This is a genomic window from Caulobacter sp. UC70_42 (assembly GCF_044056025.1).
GTDB lineage: Bacteria > Pseudomonadota > Alphaproteobacteria > Caulobacterales > Caulobacteraceae > Caulobacter.
On the sequence record NZ_CP171994.1, the window covers coordinates 2,535,428 to 2,558,135 of the forward strand.

General features: G+C 68.4%; 13 protein-coding genes and 9 pseudogenes. 9 read left to right on the forward strand and 13 right to left on the reverse strand.

Going from position 1 to position 22,708, the window contains the following annotated elements:
- Nucleotides 1-20: 20 nt before the first annotated feature.
- Nucleotides 21-1,213 (reverse strand): annotated as a pseudogene (locus tag ACHMW8_RS12780) (DSD1 family PLP-dependent enzyme).
- 87 nt (nucleotides 1,214-1,300) lie between these two features.
- Nucleotides 1,301-2,277: pseudogene (locus tag ACHMW8_RS12785) on the reverse strand (threonine/serine dehydratase).
- A gap of 146 nt (nucleotides 2,278-2,423) precedes the next feature.
- Here ACHMW8_RS12785 and ACHMW8_RS12790 point away from each other — a divergent pair.
- The 5 genes and pseudogenes from ACHMW8_RS12790 to ACHMW8_RS12810 all read left to right on the forward strand — a co-directional run bounded on the left by ACHMW8_RS12790 (nucleotide 2,424) and on the right by ACHMW8_RS12810 (nucleotide 8,747).
- Nucleotides 2,424-3,048: pseudogene (locus tag ACHMW8_RS12790) on the forward strand (acyloxyacyl hydrolase).
- 124 nt (nucleotides 3,049-3,172) lie between these two features.
- Nucleotides 3,173-4,460: pseudogene (locus ACHMW8_RS12795) on the forward strand (adenylosuccinate synthase).
- 284 nt (nucleotides 4,461-4,744) lie between these two features.
- The gene (locus ACHMW8_RS12800) at nucleotides 4,745-6,328 is read left to right on the forward strand and encodes an ATP-binding protein (RefSeq protein WP_395445742.1); all 1,584 of its coding nucleotides are present in this window, start codon (nucleotides 4,745-4,747) and stop codon (nucleotides 6,326-6,328) included.
- 403 nt (nucleotides 6,329-6,731) lie between these two features.
- Nucleotides 6,732-7,826 carry a hypothetical protein gene (locus tag ACHMW8_RS12805; protein ID WP_395445967.1) on the forward strand — a complete coding sequence of 365 codons (1,095 nt, stop codon included), beginning with the start codon at nucleotides 6,732-6,734 and terminating at the stop codon, nucleotides 7,824-7,826.
- 174 nt (nucleotides 7,827-8,000) lie between these two features.
- Nucleotides 8,001-8,747: a response regulator gene (locus ACHMW8_RS12810; RefSeq protein ID WP_125156613.1), complete on the forward strand. Its 747-nt coding sequence runs from the start codon at nucleotides 8,001-8,003 to the stop codon at nucleotides 8,745-8,747.
- Between the two features lie 88 nt (nucleotides 8,748-8,835).
- Here ACHMW8_RS12810 and ACHMW8_RS12815 read toward each other — a convergent pair whose 3' ends face one another.
- From ACHMW8_RS12815 to ACHMW8_RS12825, 3 genes and pseudogenes are all read right to left on the reverse strand, one after another.
- Nucleotides 8,836-10,344, reverse strand: a complete 1,509-nt coding sequence (locus ACHMW8_RS12815) for a TonB-dependent receptor domain-containing protein (protein WP_395445743.1) — start codon at nucleotides 10,342-10,344, stop codon at nucleotides 8,836-8,838.
- Between the two features lie 165 nt (nucleotides 10,345-10,509).
- Entirely contained in the window at nucleotides 10,510-11,127 is a 618-nt protein-coding gene (locus tag ACHMW8_RS12820) for a TonB-dependent receptor plug domain-containing protein (protein ID WP_395445744.1), read from the reverse strand.
- Between the two features lie 133 nt (nucleotides 11,128-11,260).
- A pseudogene (locus tag ACHMW8_RS12825) lies at nucleotides 11,261-11,987 on the reverse strand (alpha/beta fold hydrolase).
- A 170-nt stretch (nucleotides 11,988-12,157) separates the two neighbouring features.
- Here ACHMW8_RS12825 and ACHMW8_RS12830 point away from each other — a divergent pair.
- Nucleotides 12,158-12,376, forward strand: a complete 219-nt coding sequence (locus ACHMW8_RS12830; protein ID WP_395445745.1) for a hypothetical protein — start codon at nucleotides 12,158-12,160, stop codon at nucleotides 12,374-12,376.
- A 36-nt stretch (nucleotides 12,377-12,412) separates the two neighbouring features.
- On the opposite strand, the gene ACHMW8_RS12835 is transcribed toward ACHMW8_RS12830, so the two are convergent.
- The 3 genes from ACHMW8_RS12835 to ACHMW8_RS12845 all read right to left on the reverse strand — a co-directional run bounded on the left by ACHMW8_RS12835 (nucleotide 12,413) and on the right by ACHMW8_RS12845 (nucleotide 13,865).
- Complete coding sequence (locus ACHMW8_RS12835; RefSeq protein WP_395445746.1) at nucleotides 12,413-12,712, reverse strand: hypothetical protein; 300 nt, start codon at nucleotides 12,710-12,712, stop codon at nucleotides 12,413-12,415.
- 155 nt (nucleotides 12,713-12,867) lie between these two features.
- Nucleotides 12,868-13,764, reverse strand: a complete 897-nt coding sequence (gene rpoH / locus ACHMW8_RS12840) for an RNA polymerase sigma factor RpoH (RefSeq protein ID WP_395445747.1) — start codon at nucleotides 13,762-13,764, stop codon at nucleotides 12,868-12,870.
- Nucleotides 13,761-13,865, reverse strand: coding sequence for a hypothetical protein (locus ACHMW8_RS12845; RefSeq protein ID WP_395445748.1), 105 nt, complete (start codon nucleotides 13,863-13,865; stop codon nucleotides 13,761-13,763). Before ACHMW8_RS12845 ends, rpoH begins: the two co-directional genes overlap by 4 nt.
- A 106-nt stretch (nucleotides 13,866-13,971) precedes the next feature.
- Between ACHMW8_RS12845 and ACHMW8_RS12850 the strand changes: the two genes are divergently transcribed.
- Nucleotides 13,972-14,325, forward strand: a complete 354-nt coding sequence (locus ACHMW8_RS12850) for a phage holin family protein (RefSeq protein ID WP_125155963.1) — start codon at nucleotides 13,972-13,974, stop codon at nucleotides 14,323-14,325.
- A 149-nt stretch (nucleotides 14,326-14,474) separates the two neighbouring features.
- A pseudogene (locus ACHMW8_RS12855) lies at nucleotides 14,475-16,692 on the forward strand (putative bifunctional diguanylate cyclase/phosphodiesterase).
- Nucleotides 16,693-16,763: 71 nt separating this feature from the next.
- On the opposite strand, the pseudogene ACHMW8_RS12860 reads toward ACHMW8_RS12855, so the two are convergent.
- From ACHMW8_RS12860 to ACHMW8_RS12880, 5 genes and pseudogenes are all read right to left on the reverse strand, one after another.
- Nucleotides 16,764-17,790: pseudogene (locus ACHMW8_RS12860) on the reverse strand (low specificity L-threonine aldolase).
- A gap of 60 nt (nucleotides 17,791-17,850) precedes the next feature.
- On the reverse strand, nucleotides 17,851-18,360 hold the full coding sequence (locus ACHMW8_RS12865) for a PLP-dependent transferase (RefSeq protein ID WP_395445749.1): 510 nt from the start codon (nucleotides 18,358-18,360) through the stop codon (nucleotides 17,851-17,853).
- Between the two features lie 151 nt (nucleotides 18,361-18,511).
- Nucleotides 18,512-19,279, reverse strand: a pseudogene (locus ACHMW8_RS12870) (PLP-dependent transferase); the annotation flags it as partial.
- Nucleotides 19,251-20,386, reverse strand: a pseudogene (locus ACHMW8_RS12875) (epoxide hydrolase family protein). The pseudogenes ACHMW8_RS12870 and ACHMW8_RS12875, both read right to left, overlap by 29 nt.
- A gap of 61 nt (nucleotides 20,387-20,447) precedes the next feature.
- Nucleotides 20,448-21,344: an EamA family transporter gene (locus ACHMW8_RS12880; RefSeq protein WP_395445750.1), complete on the reverse strand. Its 897-nt coding sequence runs from the start codon at nucleotides 21,342-21,344 to the stop codon at nucleotides 20,448-20,450.
- 216 nt (nucleotides 21,345-21,560) lie between these two features.
- Between ACHMW8_RS12880 and ACHMW8_RS12885 the strand changes: the two genes are divergently transcribed.
- Complete coding sequence (locus ACHMW8_RS12885; RefSeq protein ID WP_395445751.1) at nucleotides 21,561-22,619, forward strand: DUF2855 family protein; 1,059 nt, start codon at nucleotides 21,561-21,563, stop codon at nucleotides 22,617-22,619.
- Nucleotides 22,620-22,708: the final 89 nt, after the last annotated feature.

A 22,708-nucleotide genomic window follows, 5' to 3' on the forward strand; every position in this document is an offset into this window, starting at 1 on the left:
CTTGTCGTTGGGCGCGGACCCTAGAGGGAGACCCGGCGGCCGTCCACCGGCCAGCGTTCCAGCTTTTCGCCGTCCCACACATGCAGGGCGTCATAGAGATTGATGGTCGGATCGCAGTGGCCAGGCTCAGCCAGACGAGGTCGCCAACCTTGGGCGCATCGGCGGGGATGGCGCGGTCGGGATCGGCGTCGGCGTCGGCCACGGCGCGGTCGAAGCCCAGCGGATCGCGGCCGCCGGCCTTCAGCACGTCGATCAGGGCCGGGTGGGCGATCATGCCGTGCTCGTCGCCCATCGGCCGCCAGAGGGAGCCCGGCGCGGCGCCGGCCACCACCCGGGCCGGCGGGCCGTCCATCGACACGGCCTTGAAGCCGGCGTCGACGGTGACGTGGCTCTTGTGGTTGGCCGAGACCACGGTGGAGGCGATGAACAGCGCCGGCTCGAACGCCCAGGCTTGGCCGTCCGGCGCGCCGCAGGCGTCGTACTCGACGTCCATGACCGCATATGACCCGGCCTGCAGCTCGGTATAGACGCCCGAGGCCAGGTCGAAGACGTGGGTTCCGGTGCCGCCGCCCGTCACCACCGGCGGCGGCAGGCCGGCGGCGGTCAGTTCGGCGACCAGGGCTTTCAGCGTGGCGAAGGCGGCCTCGTCGGCGGTCTTGCGCAAGGTCAGGTCGTCCATGTGCTGCAGATGGCCGAGATAGGCCTGGATCCCCGCAAACCGCAGACCCGGCGCCGCGTCGGCGGCGCGGGCCAGCTTAAGAGCGTCCTTGGGATAGGCGCCGGCGCGGTGGGTGCCAAGGTCGAGATCGACCACCAGATCCAGCGTGACGCCGGCCGCGACGGCCGCGTCGGACAGGCGGTCGATCTGGCCCTCGTCGTCGGCGACAGCGCCGACGGTCGCGCCGGTCTTGGCCAGGGCCGCCAGGCGCGGCGGTCCCCAGGGCGGGACGGGGGCGGTGACCAGGACGTCGGTGATCCCGCCGGTCACATAGGCCTCGGCCTCGCCCACCGTCTGGCAGCACAGGCCGACGGCGCCGCCCTCGATGATCAGGCGGCCCAGGGTCGAGCACTTGTGGGTCTTGCCATGGGCCCGCAGGCGCACGCCGGCGGCGTCGCACAGGGCCTGCATGCGGGCGAGGTTGCGGGTCAGCGCCGCGCGGTCGAGGACCAGGAGAGGCGTCTGGGGGAGGTGCTCGGCGCTTGGAAGTTTCATGTCGTCCCCAATCCTCCTCTTGTCATCCCGGCCGCAGCGAAGCGGAGAGCCTCCGTGAGGCGTCCGGGAAGACAAGGATTATGTTGCTTAGAGTTCGCCCTGAAGAACCTGCGCGAACAGCCCCGGATCCACGTTTCCGCCCGACAGCACGATGGCCGCCGTCTTGCCCTTCAGGTCGATCTTTCCGGTCAGCGCCGCGGTCAGGGCCACGCAGCCGCCGGGTTCGACGACCAGTTTCAGCACCGAGAAGGCGTAACGCATCGCCTCGGCCACCTCGGCGTCGGTGACCGCGGCGATCCCGCTCAGCGTCTTGCTGTTGATCGCCCAGGTCAGCTCGCCCGGGATCGGGGTCAGCAGGGCGTCACAGAACGAGCGGGCGTCGTTGTCGATGGTCTCGCGCCGGCCGCTCTCCAGCGAGCGGCGGGTCTCGTCGAAGCCGGCGGGTTCGGCGCCCCAGACCTCCGTGGACGGAGAAAGCGCCTTCACGGCCGTGCTGGTCCCGGCGATCAGGCCGCCGCCGCCGACCGGCGACAGCACGCGGTCCAGTTCCGCGCCTCGGGCCCGGGCCTGCTCGACGACCTCGATCCCCAGCGTGCCTTGTCCGGCGATGATGTGCGGATCGTCGTAGGACGGCACGACCGTGCAACCGCGCTCGGCGGCGATCTGGTCGGCGATGGCGACGCGGTCCTCGGTGAAGCGGTCGTAGAAGCGGATCTCGGCCCCGAAGCCCCGGGTGCCCTCGACCTTCACGGCCGGCGAGTCCGACGGCATGACGATCAGGGCCGGGATCTCCAGCAGCTGGGCCGCCAGGGCCACGCCCTGGGCGTGGTTGCCGGACGAGAAGGCCACGACGCCCCGCGCCTTCTCCGCGTCGTTCAACTGACTGAGCCGGTTATAGGCGCCCGGAACTTGAAGGCCCCGGCCCGCTGCAGGGTCTCGGGCTTCAGGAAGATGCGCCCGCCCAGGCGCGCGTTCAGCGCGGGGCTCTCGATCAGCGGGGTTTCGACGGCCAGGCCCTTCAGGCGTTCGGCGGCGGCTTGGATGTCGGTGAGCGCGATGGTCATGCCCCCAGGTTTAGGGGTTGCGGCCGCGCTTTTGAAGCGCCGCCGCCTCATCCCGGCGCAACCATTCGAAAGGCCGCGCCTGAAACACTTTGCGACAATGACCGTTCGCTCCATATAGGGCTGGGCAATCTGTTCAGGACAACTCGATGAAGACCGCCATGTTCGCCGCCTTGGGCTCCCTCGCGCTTGGGGGCGCGGGGCTGGGGTTCGCCGCTCCCGCGATGGCCGGAGAGGCCTTCGTCGGGGTCTACAAGCACGACGTGACCTTCATCGGTAAGGCCGTGGGCCTGGGCGCCGCCGGACGCGAGGACGGCGCCGACATCCACCTCGGCTACCGCACCAACAAGCTGGAAAACCTGCGCTGGCTCGGCAAGCCGCAGGTCCACACGATGGTGTCGATCAACACCAAAAACACCTCGAACTTCGTGGCCGCCGGCTTCGACTGGAAGGTGGATTTCGGCCAGCCGGGGCGGCTTCTACCTGCGCCCCGGCATGGGCCTGGCCTATACCGACGGCAAGGCCAAGCTGCCGCCGGCCAACGCGCCAGGCCTCAGCGACGAGGAGCGGGCGCGCCGCACCTATCTCTATTATCACCGCATCGAATTCGGCTCGCACGTGCTGTTCGAGCCGGAGCTGGCCCTGGGCTACCAGGTCAGCGACAAGCTGTCGGTCGAGCTGTCCTACACCCACCTGTCGAACGGCCAGATCTTCCACCAAGGGAAGAACCAGGGGCTTGACGACGCAGGGGTCCGGCTGGTTTACGCCTTCTGACTTCGCGCGGGGTCGATTTGACCGATCGCGCGGCGCCGCCCAAAACTGATTGAACGTCCGGGGTCGAGTTCCTGTCGAAGGACCCCGCGACGTCACCCGGCAGGCGACAAGGCATATCTCCACCATGGCAAACGTGACCGTTGTCGGCGCCCAGTGGGGCGACGAAGGCAAGGGCAAGATCGTCGACTGGCTCAGCAACCGAGCCGATGTCGTCGTGCGCTTCCAGGGCGGCCACAACGCCGGCCACACGCTGGTGGTGGACGGCAAGGTCTACAAGCTGGCCCTGCTGCCCTCGGGCGTCGTCCAGGGCAAGCTGTCGGTGATCGGCAATGGCGTCGTGGTCGATCCCTGGCACCTGCTCTCGGAGATCGACAAGATCGCCGACCAGGGCGTAGCGATCACCCCCGACCTGCTGATCCTGGCCGACAACGCCTGCCTGATCCTGCCGCTGCACAAGGACCTGGACCAGGCGCGCGAGGCCGCCTCGACCCAGAAGATCGGCACCACCGGCCGCGGCATCGGTCCGGCCTATGAGGACAAGGTCGGCCGCCGCGCCATCCGCGTCGCCGACCTGGCCGATCCGGAAGCCCTGAAGCCGAAGATCGAGCGCCTGCTCAGCCACCACGGCGCCCTGCGTCGCGGCCTGAACCTGCCGGAGGCGAGCGCGCAAGAGCTGTTCGACGCCCTGATGGCGCTGGCCCCGCGCATCCTGCCCTACGCCCAGCCGGCGTGGCGGGTGCTGGACCAGGCCCACAAGGCCGGCCGCAAGATCCTGTTCGAGGGCGCCCAGGGCGCTCTGCTGGACGTCGACCACGGCACCTATCCGTTCGTCACTTCGTCCAACACCGTGGCGGGCCAGGCCTCGGCCGGCTCGGGCATGGGGCCGGCGGCGACCGGCTTCGTGCTGGGCATCGTCAAGGCCTACACCACCCGCGTGGGCGAAGGCCCGTTCCCGGCCGAGCTGTTCGACGAGGTCGGCAAGCACCTGTCGACCGTGGGCCGCGAGGTCGGCGTCAACACCGGCCGCGCCCGTCGCTGCGGCTGGTTCGAACTCGGTGCTGGTGCGCCAGTCGGTGGCCATCAACGGCATCCACGGCGTGGCCCTGACCAAGCTGGACGTGCTGGATGGGCTGGAGACCCTGAAGATCTGCGTCGGCTACAGGATCGGCGACAAGGTCGTCGACTACCTGCCTGCCGGCCTGCGCGACCAGGCCGCGGCCACGCCGGTCTACGAGGAGATCGCCGGCTGGACCGAAAGCACCGCCGGCGCCCGCTCGTTCAAGGACCTCAACGCCAACGCCATCAAGTATGTGCGCCGGGTCGAGGAACTGATCGGCGCGCCGGTCGCCCTGCTGTCCACCAGCCCCGAGCGCGACGACACCATCCTTATGCGCGACCCCTTCCAGGGGTAGCGGGGCCTTATGCGCGACCCCTTCCAGGGGTAGCGGGGCCTGATGCGCGACCCCTTCCAGGGATAGCGGGGGCCTGATGCGAAACCCGTTCCAGGGATAGGGTCACCGTCCATCGGGCGCCCTACCCACGGCGGGGGCCCGCCGCCGAAAAAGGCGGACAGGCTTTCACATCGTAAACGATTGTGAACCTTGTTCGCCCAAGTTCCGCCGCGAGAACTACCGGGAGAGGACGGCGGGTGGGGCTGAGAGACTTTCTCGACGACGGACGCGAAGGCGCTTCGCTCATGATGAGTCGGCGCAGCCGCGTCGCGCGCCTGGCCGTCACCGCCCTGGTGGGCGGGTTGCTGACCTTTCACTTCGGCGCCGGGCCGGCCTTGGCCTGGGGCGCGGTGAATCTCGTCCTCGAAGGCTGGCTGGTCTATCTGCAGATGGTCTTCGAACCGCGCCAGACCGGGCGCACGCCGCTGGCTCTGCGGGTGGGGCCGCCGGCCTGCTTCACGCTGGCCTGGTCGATCATGGCCGGCCTGAGCGCGGTGCACGGTCCGATAGCGATGAAGTTCGCCGCCGTGCTCATTCTGTTCGGGCTCGTGGTCGAGGGGCTGAAATACGCCACGGTCAGTTGGGCGGCCATGCTCGCCATCCTGCCCGGGCCGTTCGGCGCCCTGATCCTGGTGGGCCTCGTCGCCAAGCGCTTCACCGTCTGGGACAAGGCCGTGGTCCTCGTGACGATCGCGGGCCTGATCGGCTACGCCATCGACGCGGTGCGCGTGATGCGCAAGTCCGCCCAGGCCCTGGAACGCGCCGAGGCCGAGGCCCTGGACGCCAGCCGTGCCAAGTCGGCCTTCCTGGCGATGATGAGCCACGAACTGCGCACCCCGATGAATGGCGTGCTGGGCATGGCCCATGCCCTGCGCGCCACCGACCTGGACGCGCGCCAGGGCGGCTATCTGGAGATGATCGAGCAGTCGGGCCACGGCCTGATGACCATCCTCAACGACATCCTCGACCTGTCGAAGGTCGAAGCCGGCAAGCTGGCCCTGGACGTCGCGCCGTTCGATATCCGCAAGTCGGTCTCCCAGATCCGCCTGGTCTGGCGCGAGACCGCGCTGTTGAAGGGCGTCGAGTTGGCGGTCGAGATCGACCCCGCGACGCCGGCCTGGCTGGCGGGGGACGACATCCGCGTGCGCCAGATCCTGCGCAACCTGATTTCCAACGCCCTGAAGTTCACCGACGCCGGCCGGGTGGTCATCCGCGTCGCGCCGTGCGGGCGTGAAGCGGGCGAGGGGATCACCCTGTCCGTCTCCGACACCGGCGTGGGCATGGACGCCGCCCAGGTCGACCAGCTCTTCACCCCGTTCGTCCAGGGCGACCGCACGATTACCCGCCGGTTCGGCGGCACCGGCCTGGGCCTGGCCATCTGCCGGCGTCTGGCCGAGCAGATGGGGGGCGAGATCGGCGTCGAGAGCACGCCAGGCCAGGGCTCGATCTTCACCGCCCGCCTGCCGCTGGCCGCTGCCACGGCGCCGGACGACGTGCTGGATGGCGACGTCGCCGCCGACCTGACCGGCGCGCGCGTGCTGGTCGTCGACGACAACACCATCAACCAGACCGTGGCCCGCGCCATCCTGGAGGCCGCGGAAGTCCAGGTGGCGACCGCCGCCAGCGGCCACACGGCCCTGGCCCGCCTGCGGGTCGAGGACTTCGACGTCGTGCTGATGGACGTCCACATGCCGGTGATGGACGGCGTTCGAGGCCGTGCGCCGCATCCGCGCGGGCGAGGGCGGCCGGATCGACCTGCCGGTGGTGGCCCTGACCGCCGACGCCATGGTCGGCGACGCCGAGCGTCTGATGGCCCAGGGCTTCGATGACGCCCATCCCAAGCCGATCCAGCCGGCTGGTCTGCTGATGACGGTGGCCAGGCTGCGCGGCGCGGCGACGGCTCCCGAAGCGCTGAAGGCCGCGAGCTAGCGTCTATCCCGGGCGCGCCGGGGGGGGAAGGCTGTCCTCAGGTGTTCCAGCAAGGCCGAGGGCGCCGAGCACGGGTAGAGCGCCCAGAGCGCGATCTCCGATCCGGCCACGTGGCCCCACCAGGCGGGACCTGGGGACGAACCCCAGCCTCGTCCCCACTTTCGGTTGCGTGCGACTGAGCGAACACTGTTTGGTTAGCGTTTGTTAGCCATCCGGGCCTTATGACGACCTGTCTACAGAGGGGGTTTCGTGTCCGCACTCGCGCGTCGCCGGAGGCTGAAGCCGGTCCATAAGGCCGATCGGATGATGCGCAGCCTGCGCGCCCTGGAGCGCACGGCCTCGACCAGCCGTGTCCTGAACCTGCTGGCCGTCGAGGCCGAAAGCGCCCACCGGCCCGAATACGCCCAGGCGCCGCTGTTCCGGAACCGGACCCTGAACACCGCCATCGTGCTGAAGCACCGCCTGCGCAACGACGACATCTACCTGTTCGACGAAGCCCGGCCGACGGCGACCAAGATCATCATTCCGTTCGACCGCAAGGACCTGGGCCTGGGCGGCCAGTCGGTGTTCGTGGGCCAGCGCGGCTGGGCCGACCTGGTGATCGAGGCCTGCAACGCCTCGGGCGACATGAGCCGGGATCTGGCCACCCTGCGGATGATCGACGTGCTGCCGTCGCTGGATCCGTTCCTGCTGCGCGAGCACCTGCGCCGCCACGGGGTGCTGGTCGCCAACTGCTATTTCGCCCTGTCGACGGCCGACTACGAGAACATGCAGGGCTTCGTGACCCTGGAAATCTCGCGGCTGATCGAGCTGGCCTATCGCGGGGCCGGCGGCGTCGGCCGCGCCCACGCCGCGCGCCTGGTCGAGGCCCTGCTGTCGACCGATGTCGACGAACGCCTGGAGCCGCTGCGCGACACCCTGGTCATGGAGGGCGAGAGCTTCAAGGAAGGCGTCTTCAGCTGGAAGGGCTTCCTCTACTACAAATGGATGCTGACCAAGCTGTGGCCGCAGCTGACCACGGTGGGCCAGGAAATCGGCCGTCTGATCGTCACCGGCAACAAGGACGCCGAGACCGCCAAGTTCGTCGACGACTCCCGCCGCCGCCTGCAGGGCGGGGTGCTGGTCGAGCGCTCGGCGATCCTGCGGACGCTGAAGGTCTATGACGACGCATTCGAGGATCTGATCGAGAACGGCCGGCCCACGGCCTTCCGCGACTTCCTGCTGCGCGCGCCGGAGATGTTCCTGTCGCTCGGCGAGCGCGTGGGGGTGATCTCCCACATCTCCAGCTACTGGCGTTATCGCTTCCCGCAGAACGAGCCGCTGACGGTCGACGTCGAAGAGGCCATCGATATCCTGATGGACTTCGAGGCCGGCCTGTCGGTTCCCTTGGGCGTGTAGGGGCTGGGCGCCGAACCAGCGCGATAAACCGACGCGGTTGATCGCCTCACGATTATAAGTGGATTTTTACAATCTGGGTCTATTCGTCGGGGTCTAGTTTCGAGGAGGCTGTCGTCCGTGTTCGACGGTAACGTCCGCACAATCCAGCGTGTCGCCGCCAAGGTGCAGCGCGTCATGGTCGTCGATCCCAATCCGGCGACGGCGCGCCTGCTGGCCGAGCACCTGCGCCCCCTGGGCGGGGTGCAGATCTTCGCCGCGCCGTCGGCGGAGAAGGGCTACGCCATGGCCCGCGCCACCGACCCCCAGCTGATCTTCGTCGAGCACAACCAGGCCGGCGTCGACGGCCTGGCCTTCACCCGCAAGATCCGTCGCAGCGACCTGATGTGCCGCGAGGCCCCGGTGATCATGTGCACGGCCGAAGCCACCGCCGAAGCGATCTTCGGCGCCCGCGACGCCGGGGTGCACGAGTTCATGCGCAAGCCCTTCAATCTGGGCGACCTGGAGCGCCGTCTCGAAGCGGTGACCCTGAAGCCGCGCGACTGGATCGAGGCCGTGGCCTATGTCGGTCCCGACCGCCGCCGTTTCAACTCGGCCGACTACAAGGGTCCGCGCAAGCGCAAGGCCGACGGCGCCGGTACGCCCGCCGCGCGCCTGTCCCAGGCCCTGCGCATCGTCAAATCCGCCGCCACCGCGCTGGACAGCGATCCGGCCCAGGCCCGCCGCGCGCTGGTCGCCCAGGCGGTGGAGCTGCGCAAGGTCGGCGAGTTCGTCAAGGACAGCCGCCTGGTCCAGGCCGCGGCGGCGCTGGAAACCTGCATGGGCGCGGACCTGGCCGGTCCCGCGGCCCGCGTCGAACTGGTCAAGCGCATCGACGCCCTGATGGGCTTCATGGCCGGCGAGGACACGGGCCGCGCGGCCTAGGGGGCTCCTTCCTCTCTGGGGCCGGGAGAACACAAAAAAGGCGGCGTCCTCGCGGGCGCCGCCTTCTTCGTTTCAGGTGGTCGGTTCCCTAGAACGCCATGCGGGCGACCAGCTGGAATACCGGACCAGCCTTTTCGCGCTCGAGCTCGTACTCGTCGAAGTCGCGGGTCTGCTGGCTGGCCAGGGTGGTGAACTTGTTGAACGTCTCGCGCTTGTTGGCGTCCAGCAGGTTCGAGCCGGTCAGGCGCACGACCATGTTCTTGCCGATGCGCTTCTCGATGAAGGCTTCAAGGTCGGCGCCGTAGGTAGTGGTGACCTCCTCGCCGACGACGCGGCTGTAGGCCTCGCCCTGCTTGCGATAGGTCACGCCGAACGCGGCGCCGAAGGACGGGATGTCCTGGATGAAGCCGACGTTGAACACCGACTCGGCTTGGCTGTTGAAACGGCGCTTGCCGAACTCGTCGCTGACCTCGGAGTCGAGGTACGAGTAGTTCAGGAAGACGCCCGTGTTATCCAGGCCGATGAACGACAGCGGCGTCGAAAGGTCGAACTCGATCCCGTAGACCTTGCCGTCGCCGGTGTTGCGGGCCGAATAGACCCAGGCGATGTCATCCGGCGGATCATCGGCCGAGCCGCGCACGCCGGTGTTGGTCAGCTCGATCAGGTCCTTGACGTCGCGATAGAAGACATTGACCCCGAACACGCCGTCGCGGCCCATGCGGCGCTCGTAGCCGACGTCCAGACCCCAGGCCTTTTCCGGATCCAGGTTCGGGTTGCCGACGAAGTCGTTCGAGCCCAGCTCTTCCTCCAGCAGCACCGGCGACAGGTGCTGGAAGCTGGGACGGCGCACCGTGCGGGCGACCGAGGCGTAGATCTGGTCGGCGCCCGACAGGTTGTAGCGCACCGAGGCCGACGGCAGCAGGATCTGGTAGTCCTTGTCCGTCTTGGTCCTCAGGACGTAGTCCTCGATCGTGACGTCGGTGGTCTCGTAGCGCAGGCCCGCTTCCCACTTCACGCCGTTCGAGCGGCCCGACGCCATGATGTAGGGGTCGATGCGGGTCTGCTCCAGGCGCGCGCTGCCGACCACGCCATAGGGGCGGAAGGCGGGCGGCGAAGCGGCCGGTAGGTTGTAGCGATTGCGCGGAACTTCCTGAACGTGGGCGTCGCGACGCTTGCCCTCGTACTGGACGCCGAACTCCAGGCTGGCGCTGTCGGTCAGGTCGCGCTTGTGCTCGAGCTTGGCCGAGACCTCGTCGTCGGCGATGCGGGTCTTGGCGCGGTCGCCGGTGAAGCGGTCGCCGTCCGGGAACGGGGTCGAGTCCCGCAGATATTCGGTCTCGTACTCGAACTCGTACTCGTTGTTCTCGAACGAAGCGTAGCCCAGCTTGATGCTGGTCTCGCCGCCGGCCATCGGGAACTTGTACTTGCCGTTCAGCGCGTAGCTGTCCTGCTGAATGTCGACGTCGTTGTCGTTGATGCTCGACAGGTTGGCGTTGACGTTGTTGCCGGTGTTGTACTCGATCGAGTCTTCGTTCTGGTACCGGTCGGTGTGGACGTAGAAGCCGTTGACCGACAGCTGGCCGGCGCCGACCGGCACGTCGTAGGCGATGTTGAACGAGCTGTCGGTGCCGTTGCGCTTGTCGGTCTGGAGTTCGTTGTTGTTCAGGGCCGCGCCCGGCTCGTCGTAGCGCAGGCTGAGTTTTTCCTTCGGATTGCGGCGGCCCTGGACGTTGGCGCCGACCAGCAGGCGGCCGGGGCCGACCTATCCGCCCCGAACCGCGCCATAGGTCTCGCGCACGCGCTTGTCGTCGAAGTGCAGGGCGCCGACGCGGACATAGCCGCCGTCCAGCTTCATGGCGTCACGCAGCACGATATTCAGCGCGCCGGCCACGGCGTCGCCGCTGCGGTTGGCGCTGTTGCTGCGGACGATCTCGATGTGGTCGATCAGCTCGGCCGGAATGCGGTCGACGAAGAACGCCTGGTCCGAGCCGCTGCCGAACGCGCCCGAGCTGGAGCCCGAGCCGGGGACCTTCTCGCCGTTGATCAGGATCTGGGTGTAGGCCGGATCGAGGCCGCGCAGGCGCACGCCGTCCGACTCCAGCACGTCCGACAAGAACGAGACGCTGGGCACGCGCTTGAGGGCGTCGCCGACGGTCAGCGGCTCGAAGCGCTGAAAATAGTCGAGCCCGTAGTCGAGAACCGGGGCGGTCGATTCGCTGCGGTTGCGATAGGCGATCTTGGCCTGGACCACGACTTCCGAAGCCAGGGTCGGCGTTTCGGCGGTGGCGATCGGCGCGTCCTCGGGCGCGGCGGCGGCGGCGACAGACGCCAGGGCCAGCGGCCCGAAGGCCGCCAGCGCGAAGAGCATGGTCTTCTTCATCAGTATCCCCTTGTTCGTCGCGCATTCTTGAGCAGCGCGCTTGGACAGCCCGGGGGTCGGCATAGTTTTGGGAGGCGATGTTTCCCTGACAGTTTTGTCTCAGAAATCTTGAAGGTCGCGCGGCGCGTCTGCGCTAACGCGTCCCGGCCGGTCTTCCCAGCCAGTGGCGCAGCGCCCCGTTGACCGGCCCCGGCGCCTCCATCGGCGTCATGTGGCCGGTGTCGGGGATCACCAGCAGGTGCGTGCAGCCGATCGCCGCCGCCATCGCGCGGTGACCCTCGGCGGGGGTGATCTGGTCGTTCTCGCCGACAATGATGACCAGCGGCACGCGCAGGGCGCGCAGCGCCGCCTCGCCGTCCTCGCGCTCCAGGCTGTTCTGGCGCAGGAACACCTCGCGGCCCAGGCGCTGGGTCATGTCGACGATGCGGCCGGTCAGGTCGGCGTCGTCGAGGCGCGAGGCGTCGACATAGCTCTTCATGATCGCCTGGCCGACGCCCAGGAACGTCCCCGCCCTTGGCGGCGGCCTTGTTCAGGGCCCGGCGCTGCGCCGCGCGCTGGGGCGTGTCGACGCGGATCGAGGTGTCCAGCAGGGCCAGCCGCTCGATGCGCTCGGGCGCGATCCGGGCGATCTCCTGGGCCACGTAGCCGCCCATCGAGAACCCGGCCAGGGCGAAGCGCGGCTCGGCCTTCTCCAGCACGCTCTGCGCCATCTCGCGGATCGTGGCGTAGGGCGTCAGGTCGGGAACCCAGATCCGCGCGACATCAGCCAGGCCGCTGATCTGGTCGCGCCACAGCTCGGCGTCGTTGAGCAGGCCGGGCAGCAGGATCAACTGGGGGAGGGGAGCGGTCGTGTCGGTCATTGCCGTGCTCATAGCACCATAAAAAGCTCGGTCATTCCCGTCCGGAGATGGGGGAGCGCACCGATACAAGCAAAGCCGGCCGCAGACGTCCGATAGCAGACCTGCCCATCGTCTGTTCGGGGTGGTGAGCGGACCTTGTCGCAACGCTGCCGCTGAGCCAGCATGCGCACATGAACGAATACACCTGCTGGTTCTGCGGCAAAGGCATTGAGAGAACCGATCACGGTGCAGTGGCGATCGGTGTGGAAAGCCTATGGCGTTGGGATGCCGACCAACGCGGCGATGACGATCCCTGGCAGCAGATTTACGCCCACGCTGAATGTGCGAAGATCAGAATGGTCGGCGCAACAATGACACTGGAGCCGAGCATTTTCGGCGAAGACGACTAAGCCCGCTTGGGGTGGCTGTCGGACGTTACGATCGGGCTAGTGTTCCCCGGACGCCAGCGAAAACAACACGCAAAGCATCCCAATCGCGCTAAGTGCCGTGTAGGCCCAGAACTTCCTGAGCAGCTTTCCTTCGGGAAACAGTGCTTTGTATTTGGTCGTTACGCGATCCCATTTTGAGGGATACCAAACGTAGAGCGCTTCTTGATCTTCAGGAGGGCTTTGCTGATTGATCGCTCTAACGACCTCGAACACGACAGCGTTGGCGCGCGTACCAGCGTACATCGCCGCTACGAAGCACAGCGCGGCCATCGCGTAAGGCAGCACGTTTGTAGACATGGGATCGCCACGGTAGCCGACCCTGCGAAGGTCGCCAACGGGTCGAAATTCGCCGCCGGCGCCTTGCCGGCCGCCGGACTTTCAGGACCGTGGCGCAACGAAAAGGGGCGCTCAGCGAGCGCCCCTTTCCGTCTCACTTCCGTGAGCTCAAGCTTTTACGCATCCACCATGTTCTTGGCGATCGCCGCCTCGCGCATGGTCTTCTGCAGCTTCTCGAACGCCCGGACCTCGATCTGGCGGACGCGTTCGCGGCTGACGCCGTACTGGGCGGCCAGTTCTTCCAGGGTGGTCGGGTCGTCCTTCAGGCGGCGCTCGGTCAGGATGTGACGCTCGCGGTCGGTCAGCTCGACCATCGCCTCTTCCAGAAGCGACATCCGCAGCGACTTCTCCTCGTTCTCGGCGACGACGGTCTCTTGCGACACCTGGTCGTCGTCGGCCAGCCAGTCCTGCCACTCGCTTTCGCCGTCCGCGCGCAGCGGCGCGTTCAGCGAGGCGTCGGGGCCCGACAGGCGGCGGTTCATCGAGATGACCTCGCTGTCCAGCACGCCGAGCTTGGTGGCGATGGCGCTGACCTGCTCGGGGCGCAGGTCGCCTTCCTGGAAGGCGGCGATCTGGCTCTTGGCCTTGCGCAGGTTGAAGAACAGCTTCTTCTGCGCGGCGGTCGTGCCCATCTTCACCAGCGACCACGAGCGCAGGATGTATTCCTGGATCGAGGCGCGGATCCACCACATGGCGTAGGTGGCCAGGCGGAAGCCCTTGTCGGGCTCGAACTTCTTGACGGCCTGCATCAGGCCGACATTGCCTTCCGAGATCACCTCGCCGATCGGCAGGCCGTAGCCGCGATAGCCCATGGCGATCTTGGCCACGAGACGCAGGTGCGATGTGACCATCTTGTGGGCGGCTTCGGAGTCCTGATGCTCTTTCCAGCGCTGGGCGAGCATGAACTCCTCGTCCTTGGGCAGCATCGGGAACTTGCGGATTTCGGTGAGGTATCGCGACAGGCCGCCGTCCGGCGACATCACCGATAGAGAATTCACGGCCATGCTTTTCATATCCCCTTGCGTGCGGATCCGCTCGCCAATCGCGCGCGATCATCCCCCACACGAGGGACTAGATAGTTCGCGAAGCGGCAGTTGGAAGAGTGGTAACGCATTTGTAATGTCCGAGTTGCCCGCTGGGATATTGTACGAATGCGGCGTCACTTTGATCGAGCGCGCGATTGCGCCAATCTCCGTCCATCGAGAGGGGAGTCGCGCCGCATGTTCCGTTTCATCTTCCGCATCCTGATCGCCGCCGCCGGCCTGTGGCTGGCCGCGCGGATCGTGCCTGGCGTCACGGCCGATGGCTGGAAGACCCTGCTGATCGCCGGCTTGCTGCTGGGGATCGTCAACGCCGTGGTCCGGCCGGTGGTCACCGTCCTGACCTTCCCGCTGACCCTTCTGACCCTGGGCCTGTTCCTGCTGGTGGTGAACGCGGCGATGATCGGGCTAGTGGCCTGGTTCCTGGACGGCCTGGCGGTGAACGGCCTGTGGGCCGGGGTGCAGGCCGCCGTGGTGACGGGGATCGTCAGCTGGGTCGGCCAGGTGCTGCTCGGGGACGCCACGAGGGAATAGGCCGTCAGGGTGGGCGGGCACGGTAAACACGCCCGCAAACACTGTGACGCCGCCATGAAGTTTTCGCGAAATAACCCCGTTCAAGCGGGGCCATTAGCACGTCGTTAGCCGAGGAAATGGTCCTTCCCTCCGCGAGTGGAGGCGTAACCATGTTCACCCTGCGGGATACCGTTTCTTCCCTGAAACCCGCGCTTCAGGACGATCTCGGCAAGGCCCTGTACGAGCGGTTCCGCGAGGAGCCCGACACCCTGATCGTGCCCGTCGTCGACGCCGACGACCGCCCCATCGGCCTGGTCGAACGCAACGCCTTCTTCCTGCGCATGGCCGCCGAGTATGGCCGCGCCCTGTACGCCAACCGTCCGATCTCGACGCTGATGGACAGCGAGCCGCTGGTCGTCGACGCCGACACGGCCCTGGCCGAGTTCACCACCGACAGCCTGTCCTACCGCGCCTCGGACCTGCTGCGCGGCTTCATCGTCACCGAGGGCGGCCGCTATCTGGGCGTCGGCACGGTGCTGGGCCTGTTGCAGGCGGCCAACGAGACCAACCGCCGGGGCGTGGCCGAGCTGGCCGCCGCCAAGGCCGATGTCGAGCGCGCCCAGACCTTCATGACCGCCATCGTCGAGGCCATGCCCTCGATGGTCTTCGTCAAGCGCGCCGACGATCACCGCTACGTCCTGCTGAACCGCGCCGGCGAGAAGATGCTGGGCCGGCCTCGCGCCGAGGTGATCGGCAAGACCGACGCCGACTTCCACGACGCCGAACTGGCGGCGCTCTATGTCGAGCGCGACCGCGAGGTCCTGGAGTCGGGCGAGGTTCGCGTGATCGAGGAAGACCACGTGCCGCGCAAGGATGGCGGCATGGCCATCCTCCGCACCAAGAAGATCGCCCTGCGCAACGCCGAGGGGCAGGCCGAATACCTGCTGGGCGTCTCGGAAGACATCGCCGAGCGCAAGCGGGCCGAGGCCCAGATCGCCCGCCTGGCCCACTATGATCCGCTGACCGAGCTGCCCAACCGCGTGCTGTTTCAGCGGCACCTGTCGGAGGCCCTGGCCCGCCGCGCCCGCAAAGGCGACCAGCTGGCCGTGCACTTCATTGATCTCGACCGCTTCAAGACCGTCAACGACACCCTCGGCCACCCGCTGGGCGACGAGCTGCTGCGCGTCGCCGCCGAGCGGCTGCGCGGCTGCGTGCGCGAAGGCGACACCGTGGCCCGCCTGGGCGGCGACGAGTTCGCGGTGGTCCAGGCCGGCCTGTCCGACATGACCGGCGCCACGCGCCTGGCCGAGCGCATCGTTCGAGGCGATGTCGGCGCCGTTCGACCTGCAGGGCCACCAGGTGGTGATCGGCGCCAGCGTCGGCGTCGCCGCAGCGCCCTCGGACGGCGAGGACGCCGACGAACTGCTGAAGAAGGCCGACATGGCCCTCTATCGCGCCAAGGCCGACGGTCGCGGCGCCTTCCACTTCTTCGAGCGCGCCATGGACGAGCAGCTGCAGGCCCGCCGCGCGCTTGAACTCGATCTGCGCCGGGCCCTGACGGCCGGCGAGTTCGAGCTCTACTACCAGCCGCTGTACAATCTGGGCGACGAGCGGGTGACGGGCTGCGAGGCCCTGCTGCGTTGGCGTCACCCCGACCGGGGCATGGTCTCGCCGGCCGACTTCATCCCGCTGGCCGAGGAGATCGGCCTGATCGTCCCGCTGGGCGACTGGGTGCTGCGCACGGCCTGCGCGGAAGCGGCCCGATGGCCCGATCACGTGCGTCTGGCGGTGAACCTGTCGCCGGCCCAGTTCCGCGACCGGGGCCTGGTGCGCACTGTCGTCTCGGCGATCGCGGCCTCGGGCCTGCCCGCCCAGCGCCTGGAGCTGGAGATCACCGAGTCGGTGCTGCTGCAGGACAGCGCCGCCAACATGTCGATGCTGCACGACCTGAAAGCCCTGGGCGTGCGGATCTCGATGGACGACTTCGGCACGGGCTATAGCTCGCTCAGCTATCTGCGCAGCTTCCCGTTCGACAAGATCAAGATCGACCAGACCTTCGTGCGCGACATCCTGGAAGACAGCGACGCCATGGCCATCATCAAGGCCGTGCTGGACCTCGGCTCGTCCATGGGCATCGTCACCACGGCCGAGGGCGTCGAGAGCCTGGAGCAGCTGAACGCCCTTCGAGGCCAGGGCTGCGCCGAGATCCAGGGTTATTTCATCAGCCGCCCGGCCCCGGCCAGCGAGATCGCCCAGCTGCTGGGGATCACCGAGACGAGCGCCAGCGCGGCGGCGGCGGAGGTCGTGGCTTTCGCTCAGGCCGAAGCGGCGCCAAAGATCCTCCCCCGCGATGCCGGGGAGGTGGCCCGGAGGGCCGGAGGGGGCTAGCTGGAGCCCCTGCCGCATTAGCCCCCTCAGTCGCTCCGCGACAGCTCCCCCGCGCGCGGGGGAGCATCTACTTAGGCCACCCGCGCCAGCGCCGCGCCCAGGTCTTCCACCATCTCCGGCGTCGTCGCCCACGAGCACATGAACCGCACGGTCCCGTCCAGGAAGCGGTAGACGAACCAGCCCTCGCCGCGCAGGCGCTCCAGGGTCGGTTCGTCCATCTCGACGAAGACGCCGTTGGCCTCGAACCGGGTGCTTGATCGGAAACGGCATCAGGTCGGCCAGCTTGCGGGCCATGGCGTTGGCGTGGGCGGCGCGGGCGGCCCAGGGACCGGTGGAGCCGTCCTCGCCCAGCAGGCCCAGCCACGGGGCGGCCAGGAAGCGGCCCTTGCTGACCAGCTGGCCGGCGTGCTTCAGGCGGGCGTCCAGGCGGCGGGCGTGGGCGGGGTTGAGGAACACCACGGCCTCGGTCGGGGTCGAGCCGGCCTTGGTGCCGCCCATCACCAGGATATCGACGCCCATCCTGGCCACGCTCTTCAGGTCGAAGCCGGCGGCCACGGCGTTGGCCAGGCGGGCGCCGTCCAGGTGGACGCCATAGCCCTTGGCCTTCACCGGCGCGATCAGCGCGCGCAGATGGTCTTCGGAATAGACCGTGCCGTATTCGGTGGCGGTGGTCAGGGACAGGGCGTTGGCGGGCTGGTTGTACGAGACTTCGGGCCGCGCCAGGGCCGCCTCGAGACCCGCCAGCGCGATCTTGCCCGAGGCGCCCGGCAGGCCGATCAGACCGCCGCCCTGGCTGAAGAAGCCCGGCGCGCCGGTCTCGTCGGTGCAAATGTGAGCGTGCTCGTGGGCCAGCACCGCTTCGTGCGGGGCGGCCAGCAGGGTCAGGGCGAAGGCGTTGGCCGCTGTGCCCGAGGCCGTGAACCGGACCTCGGCGTCGGCGTCCAGCAGGGCGCGGATGCGGTCGCCTGCGGCCTTGCTGACATGGTCGGTCCCGTAGCCCGAGGCCGTCCCGACATTGGCGGCGATCAGGGCCTCCATGACCTCGGGCATGGCGCCGGCGACGTTGTCAGAGGCGAAATCGTAGCGGGGGCTTGTCATGCCCTCTGGATAGAGGCCCGCGCGGGTTCCGGGCAAGCGGAACCCGCGGGGGCGATCGACCTACTGGGCCGCCGCCAAGGCCTGGGTCAGGTCGGCCAGGATGTCGTCGATATGCTCCAGGCCGATCGACAGGCGCACATAGCCGTCGGACACCCCCGTCGCCGCCTGCTCCTCGGCGCTGAGCTGCGAGTGGGTGGTCGAGGCCGGGTGGATCGCCAGGCTGCGCGCGTCGCCGATATTGGCCACGTGGTAGAACAGTTTCAGCGCGTCGATGAACTTGCGGCCCGCCTCGCGACCCCCCGCCAGCTCGAAGCCGACCAGGCCGCCATGGCCGCCCGACAGATAGCGGTCGGCGCGCTCGCGCTGGAGGCCGGTCTGGACGCTGGGGTGGATCACGCGCGTCACGCCCGGCGTCTGGGCAAGCGCCTGGGCCACGGCGGCGGCGTTCTGGCTGTGGCGGGTGATACGCAGCGGCAGGGTCTCCAGCCCTTGCAGGATCTGGAAGGCGTTGAACGGCGACAGGGCCGCGCCCCAGGTCGCGCAGCAGCACCGTGCGGGCGCGCAGGACATAGGCGATCGGACCCAGCGGCTTGGCGGCCTCGGCCCACACCGCGCCGTGATAGCTGGGGTCGGGCGTGTTCAGGGTCGGGCTTCGCTCGGGATGGGCCGTCCAGTCGAAATTGCCGCCGTCGATGATGACGCCGCCGATCGAGGTGCCGTGGCCGCCGATATATTTGGTGGTCGAATAGACGACGATCGCCGCCCCATGCTCCAGCGGTCGGGCCAGCAGCGGGGCGGCGGTGTTGTCGACGATCAGCGGGACGCCCCGCTCGCGGCCGATCTGCGCCACCTCGGCGATCGGGAAGACGGTCAGTTTCGGATTGGGCAGGGTCTCGGCGTAGTAGGCGCGGGTGCGTTCGTCGGTGGCGCGGGCGAAGGCCTGCGGGTCCTGCGGATCGACGAAGCGAACCTCGATCCCCTGGTCGCGCAGGGTGTTGGCGAACAGGTTCCAGGTGCCGCCATAGAGGTCCGTCGAGCTGACGATATTGTCGCCGGCCCGGGCCAGGTTCTGGATCGCCAGGGCCGAGGCCGCCTGGCCCGAAGCGACGGCCAGGGCTGCGGCGCCGCCTTCAAGAGCCGCGAGCCGCTGCTCCAGGATGTCGGTCGTGGGGTTGCCCAGGCGGGTGTAGATGTTGCCCAGCTTGCGCAGGGCGAACAGGTCGGCCGCGTGCTCGGCGCTTTCGAACTGGTACGAGGTTGTCTGGTAGATCGGCGGCGCACGGCCCCCGTGGCGGGATCGGCGCGCCAGCCGGCGTGCAGGGCCAGGGTCTCGGGGTGGAGCTTGCGGTCGGACATCGGCGTTTCCTCGTACTTGTAATCCAGGCGACGACGGGCGCGACCTTAGCCGCGCGGGAACGGGCGATAAGGTCCAATATTCTCGCCGACGGGTCAGAAAATCTTCAGGTCGCGCGCGCCCAGGCGCGCACATCGTCGACGAACAGCTCAGGCTCCTCCATCGCCGCGAAGTGGCCGCCGCGCGGCTGTTCGGTCCAGCGGACGATGTTGTAGGCCCGGTCGGCCCACGAGCGGGGCGGGGGCTTGTAGATGCTCTCGCCAGGGAAGTTGGCGAAGGCGGTCGGGGTCTCGCAGCGCTGCCCTTCGGCCAGGACGGGGCCGCCTTCCTCCAGCATGGCCCGGTAGTACCAGGCGCCGGTCGTGAAGCTGCCGGTCATCACATAGATCATCAGGTTGGTCAGCAGCTGGTCGCGCGTGAACACCCGCTCGAAAGGCTTCTGCGACAGGTCGGCCCAGTCGTGGAAACGCTCCAGGATCCAGGCCGCCTGGCCGACGGGGTTGCTGGCGCCGAGCCAGGCGACGGACTGCGGCTTGCTGGCCTGCAGGCGGAAATAGGCGCCCAGAGATCCATCTGGGCGCCGAAGCCGGTGATCCAGGCGATCTCCTCGGGGGTCGTGGGCGGGCCGGCTGGGCGCAGGCCGATCATGTTCAGGTGGATGGCCTTCACATGCGCGGCGTGGTCCAGACCCAGCCACGAGGTGACGAGGCCGCCCCAGTCGCCGCCCTGGGCCAGATAGGTCGGATAGCCGAGGACATCGGTCATCAGCGTGTCGAAGATCCGCGCCGTCGCCCGCTGGCCCAGCGGCCGCTTGGGCTTTCCGGAGAAGCCGAAGCCCGGCAGCGACGGAATGACGAGATCGAACGCATCGGCCGGGTCGCCGCCGTGGCGCGAGGGGAAGGCCAGGGGCGCGATGGCGTCCCAGAACTCGAAGTGCGACCCCGGCCAGCCGTGGCTGATCAGCAGCGGCCGCTTGCCCTTCGCCTCCCCGACCACATGGACGAAGTGGATGTCGAGATCCTCGATCGTCGCGGTGAACTGCGGGAAGCGGTTGAGATTGGCCTGGGCCGCCGCGACGTCGAAGCCCTCGGTCCAGTAGGCGCAAAGGTCTCGCAGGAAATCGGCGTCGCAGCCATAGCCCCAGCCGCCGCCCTCCGGCGCCGGCGGAAACTCATAGGCGCGAACCTGGGCGAGGACCTTGTCGATCTGCGCCGGGGTCCAGTTCACCTCGAACGGCGTCATGGCGGCCTCCCTGTTTTAAGGCAGGGTCAGGCGGGTGACGCGGGGGAGGTCAATGTCCGTTTTAGGCGGGCGCCAGGAACTTCATCCGCACCTTCGGCCACAGCATGTTCACCGCCAGGCCCGTCAGCACCAGCGCCGCGGCGATCAGCTTCCAGGCCGGCAGGCTCTCGCCCAGCACCAGGGCGGAGGCGCTCATGCCGAACACCGGGACCAGCAGGGCCATCGGGGTCACGGTGGCGGCCGGGTGCCGCGCCAGCAGCCAGCCCCAGGCGGCGTAGCCGAACATGGTGTTGCCCACGGCCTGCCAGGCCACGGCGAGCCAGGTCGACAGGCCCGCGCCGGTCACGCCCTTGACGATGGCCGGCCAGCCTTCCAGCCACAGCGACATGAGAAACAGCGGCGGGATCGAGAACAGGCTGGCCCAGACGACATAGCCCAGCATGTTCACCGGCCCGGCCTGGCGCGCGACGATGTTGCCGCCCGACCAGCTGAGCGCGGCCAAGAGACCCAGCATCACGCCCAGCGGCGTGGCCGCCCCGCCGCCGTGGGCGGCGATCACCACGATGCCGGCGATGGCCAGCGCCAGAGCCGCGATCTGGAAGCCCTGGATCCGCTCCTTGCTGATCCACATGGCCATGCCGATGGTGAAGAACACCTGGGTCTGCAGGATCAGCGAGGCCAGGCCCGGCGAGATGTGGCCCTTCATGGCCACGAACAGCAGGCCGAACTGGCCCGCGCCGATCAGCAGGCCGTAGGCCGCCAGGTTGGCCCAGGACACCGCCGGCCGCTTGACGATGAACACCATCGGAACCAGCACCATGCAGAAGCGCAAGGTCGCGAACAGCAGCGGCGGCAGGTGGTTCAGGCCGATGCGGATGACCACGAAATTGGTGCCCCACACCGCCACCACGGCCAGGGCCAGCAGGAAGTGGCGCAAGGGCAGGGGCGTCGTGGTCATGGCGGTTCCATCGGGCGAGGGATGGCTTCGGATTGCCCCCTGGCCGCCGTCGGGGCAACGGAAACATTGTTCTGGTGACAATGCGCGGCGCGCCTCCACGCCTTGGGGTTGGGGGCGGCTTCCTTGCCAGCGGTGCTACGAGGAGGAGGTAAACGCTCGTTTGACGCCTTCTCCGCCGCCGCTTAGCCTCGATCGGAAACCGAGGGAGAGAACGCCATGGGCTGGGACCTGCTGGTCGCGAAAGACAACCTGCGCCGCGCCGAGGTCCGCGACGCCGCGCCCGCGCCGCTGAACGACGGCGAGGTCCGCCTGGCGATCGAGAGCTTCGCCCTGACGGCCAACAACATCACCTACGCCGTGTTCGGCGAGGCGATGAAATACTGGGACTTCTTCCCGGCGCCGGAGGGTTTCGGCCGCGTGCCGGTCTGGGGTCACGCCCGGGTCGAGGCCTCGAACCACCCGGACATCGCGGTCGGCCAGCGGTTCTACGGCTATTGGCCGATGTCGACGCACCTGACCGTGCTGGCCAAGCCGGGCAAGACCGGCTTCACCGACGCCGCGCCGCGTCGCGCGCATCTGGCGGTGGTCTACAACCAGTACCAGGCGGTCGGAGAAGACGACGGCCTGGAGGCGCACAAGGCGTTGCTGCAGCCCCTGTTCATCACGTCGTTCCTGATCGAGGACCAGTTCGACGAGAATGATTTCTACGGCGCGACGAGCGTGATCCTCTCCAGCGCCTCGTCCAAGACGGCGATCGGCCTGGCGGCGCTGCTGAAGCGGCGCGGCGGGGTGAAGGTCGTGGGCCTGACCTCGCCCCGCAACAAGGCCTTCGTCGAGGGGCTGGGGTTCTACGATCAGGTCGTGCTGTACGACGACCTGGCGACGGCGCCGATCGAGGGACCGGCGGCGTTCGTCGACTTCGCGGGCGATGCGGCGGTGTTGGCCAGCGTGCACAACCGGTTCGCCGACGATCTGAAGGCCTCGATCCTGGTCGGCGGCACCCACTGGGAGGCGCCCAAGACAGGCAGCGGGGCGTTGCCCGGCCCTACGCCGGCCTTCTTCTTCGCGCCGAGCCGCATCGCCAAGCGGCGGCAGGACTGGGCGCCGGGCGAGTTCGAGCGACGCTACGGCGCGGCGTGGAGCGGCTTCGTGGCCGATGCGCCACGGTGGCTGAAGGTGGAGACCGGACAGGGCCCCGAGGCCGTCCAGGCCGCGTATCTGGCGCAGGTCGACGGCGGGACGCCGGCGGACGTGGGGATAGTCCTGCGGCCTTAGGAGGCGCTTGGGTCTCTCCTCCCCATTAGGGGGAGGTGGATCGATGCGAATACGCATCGAGACGGAGGGGGTCCGCGAAGCGGTGGCGC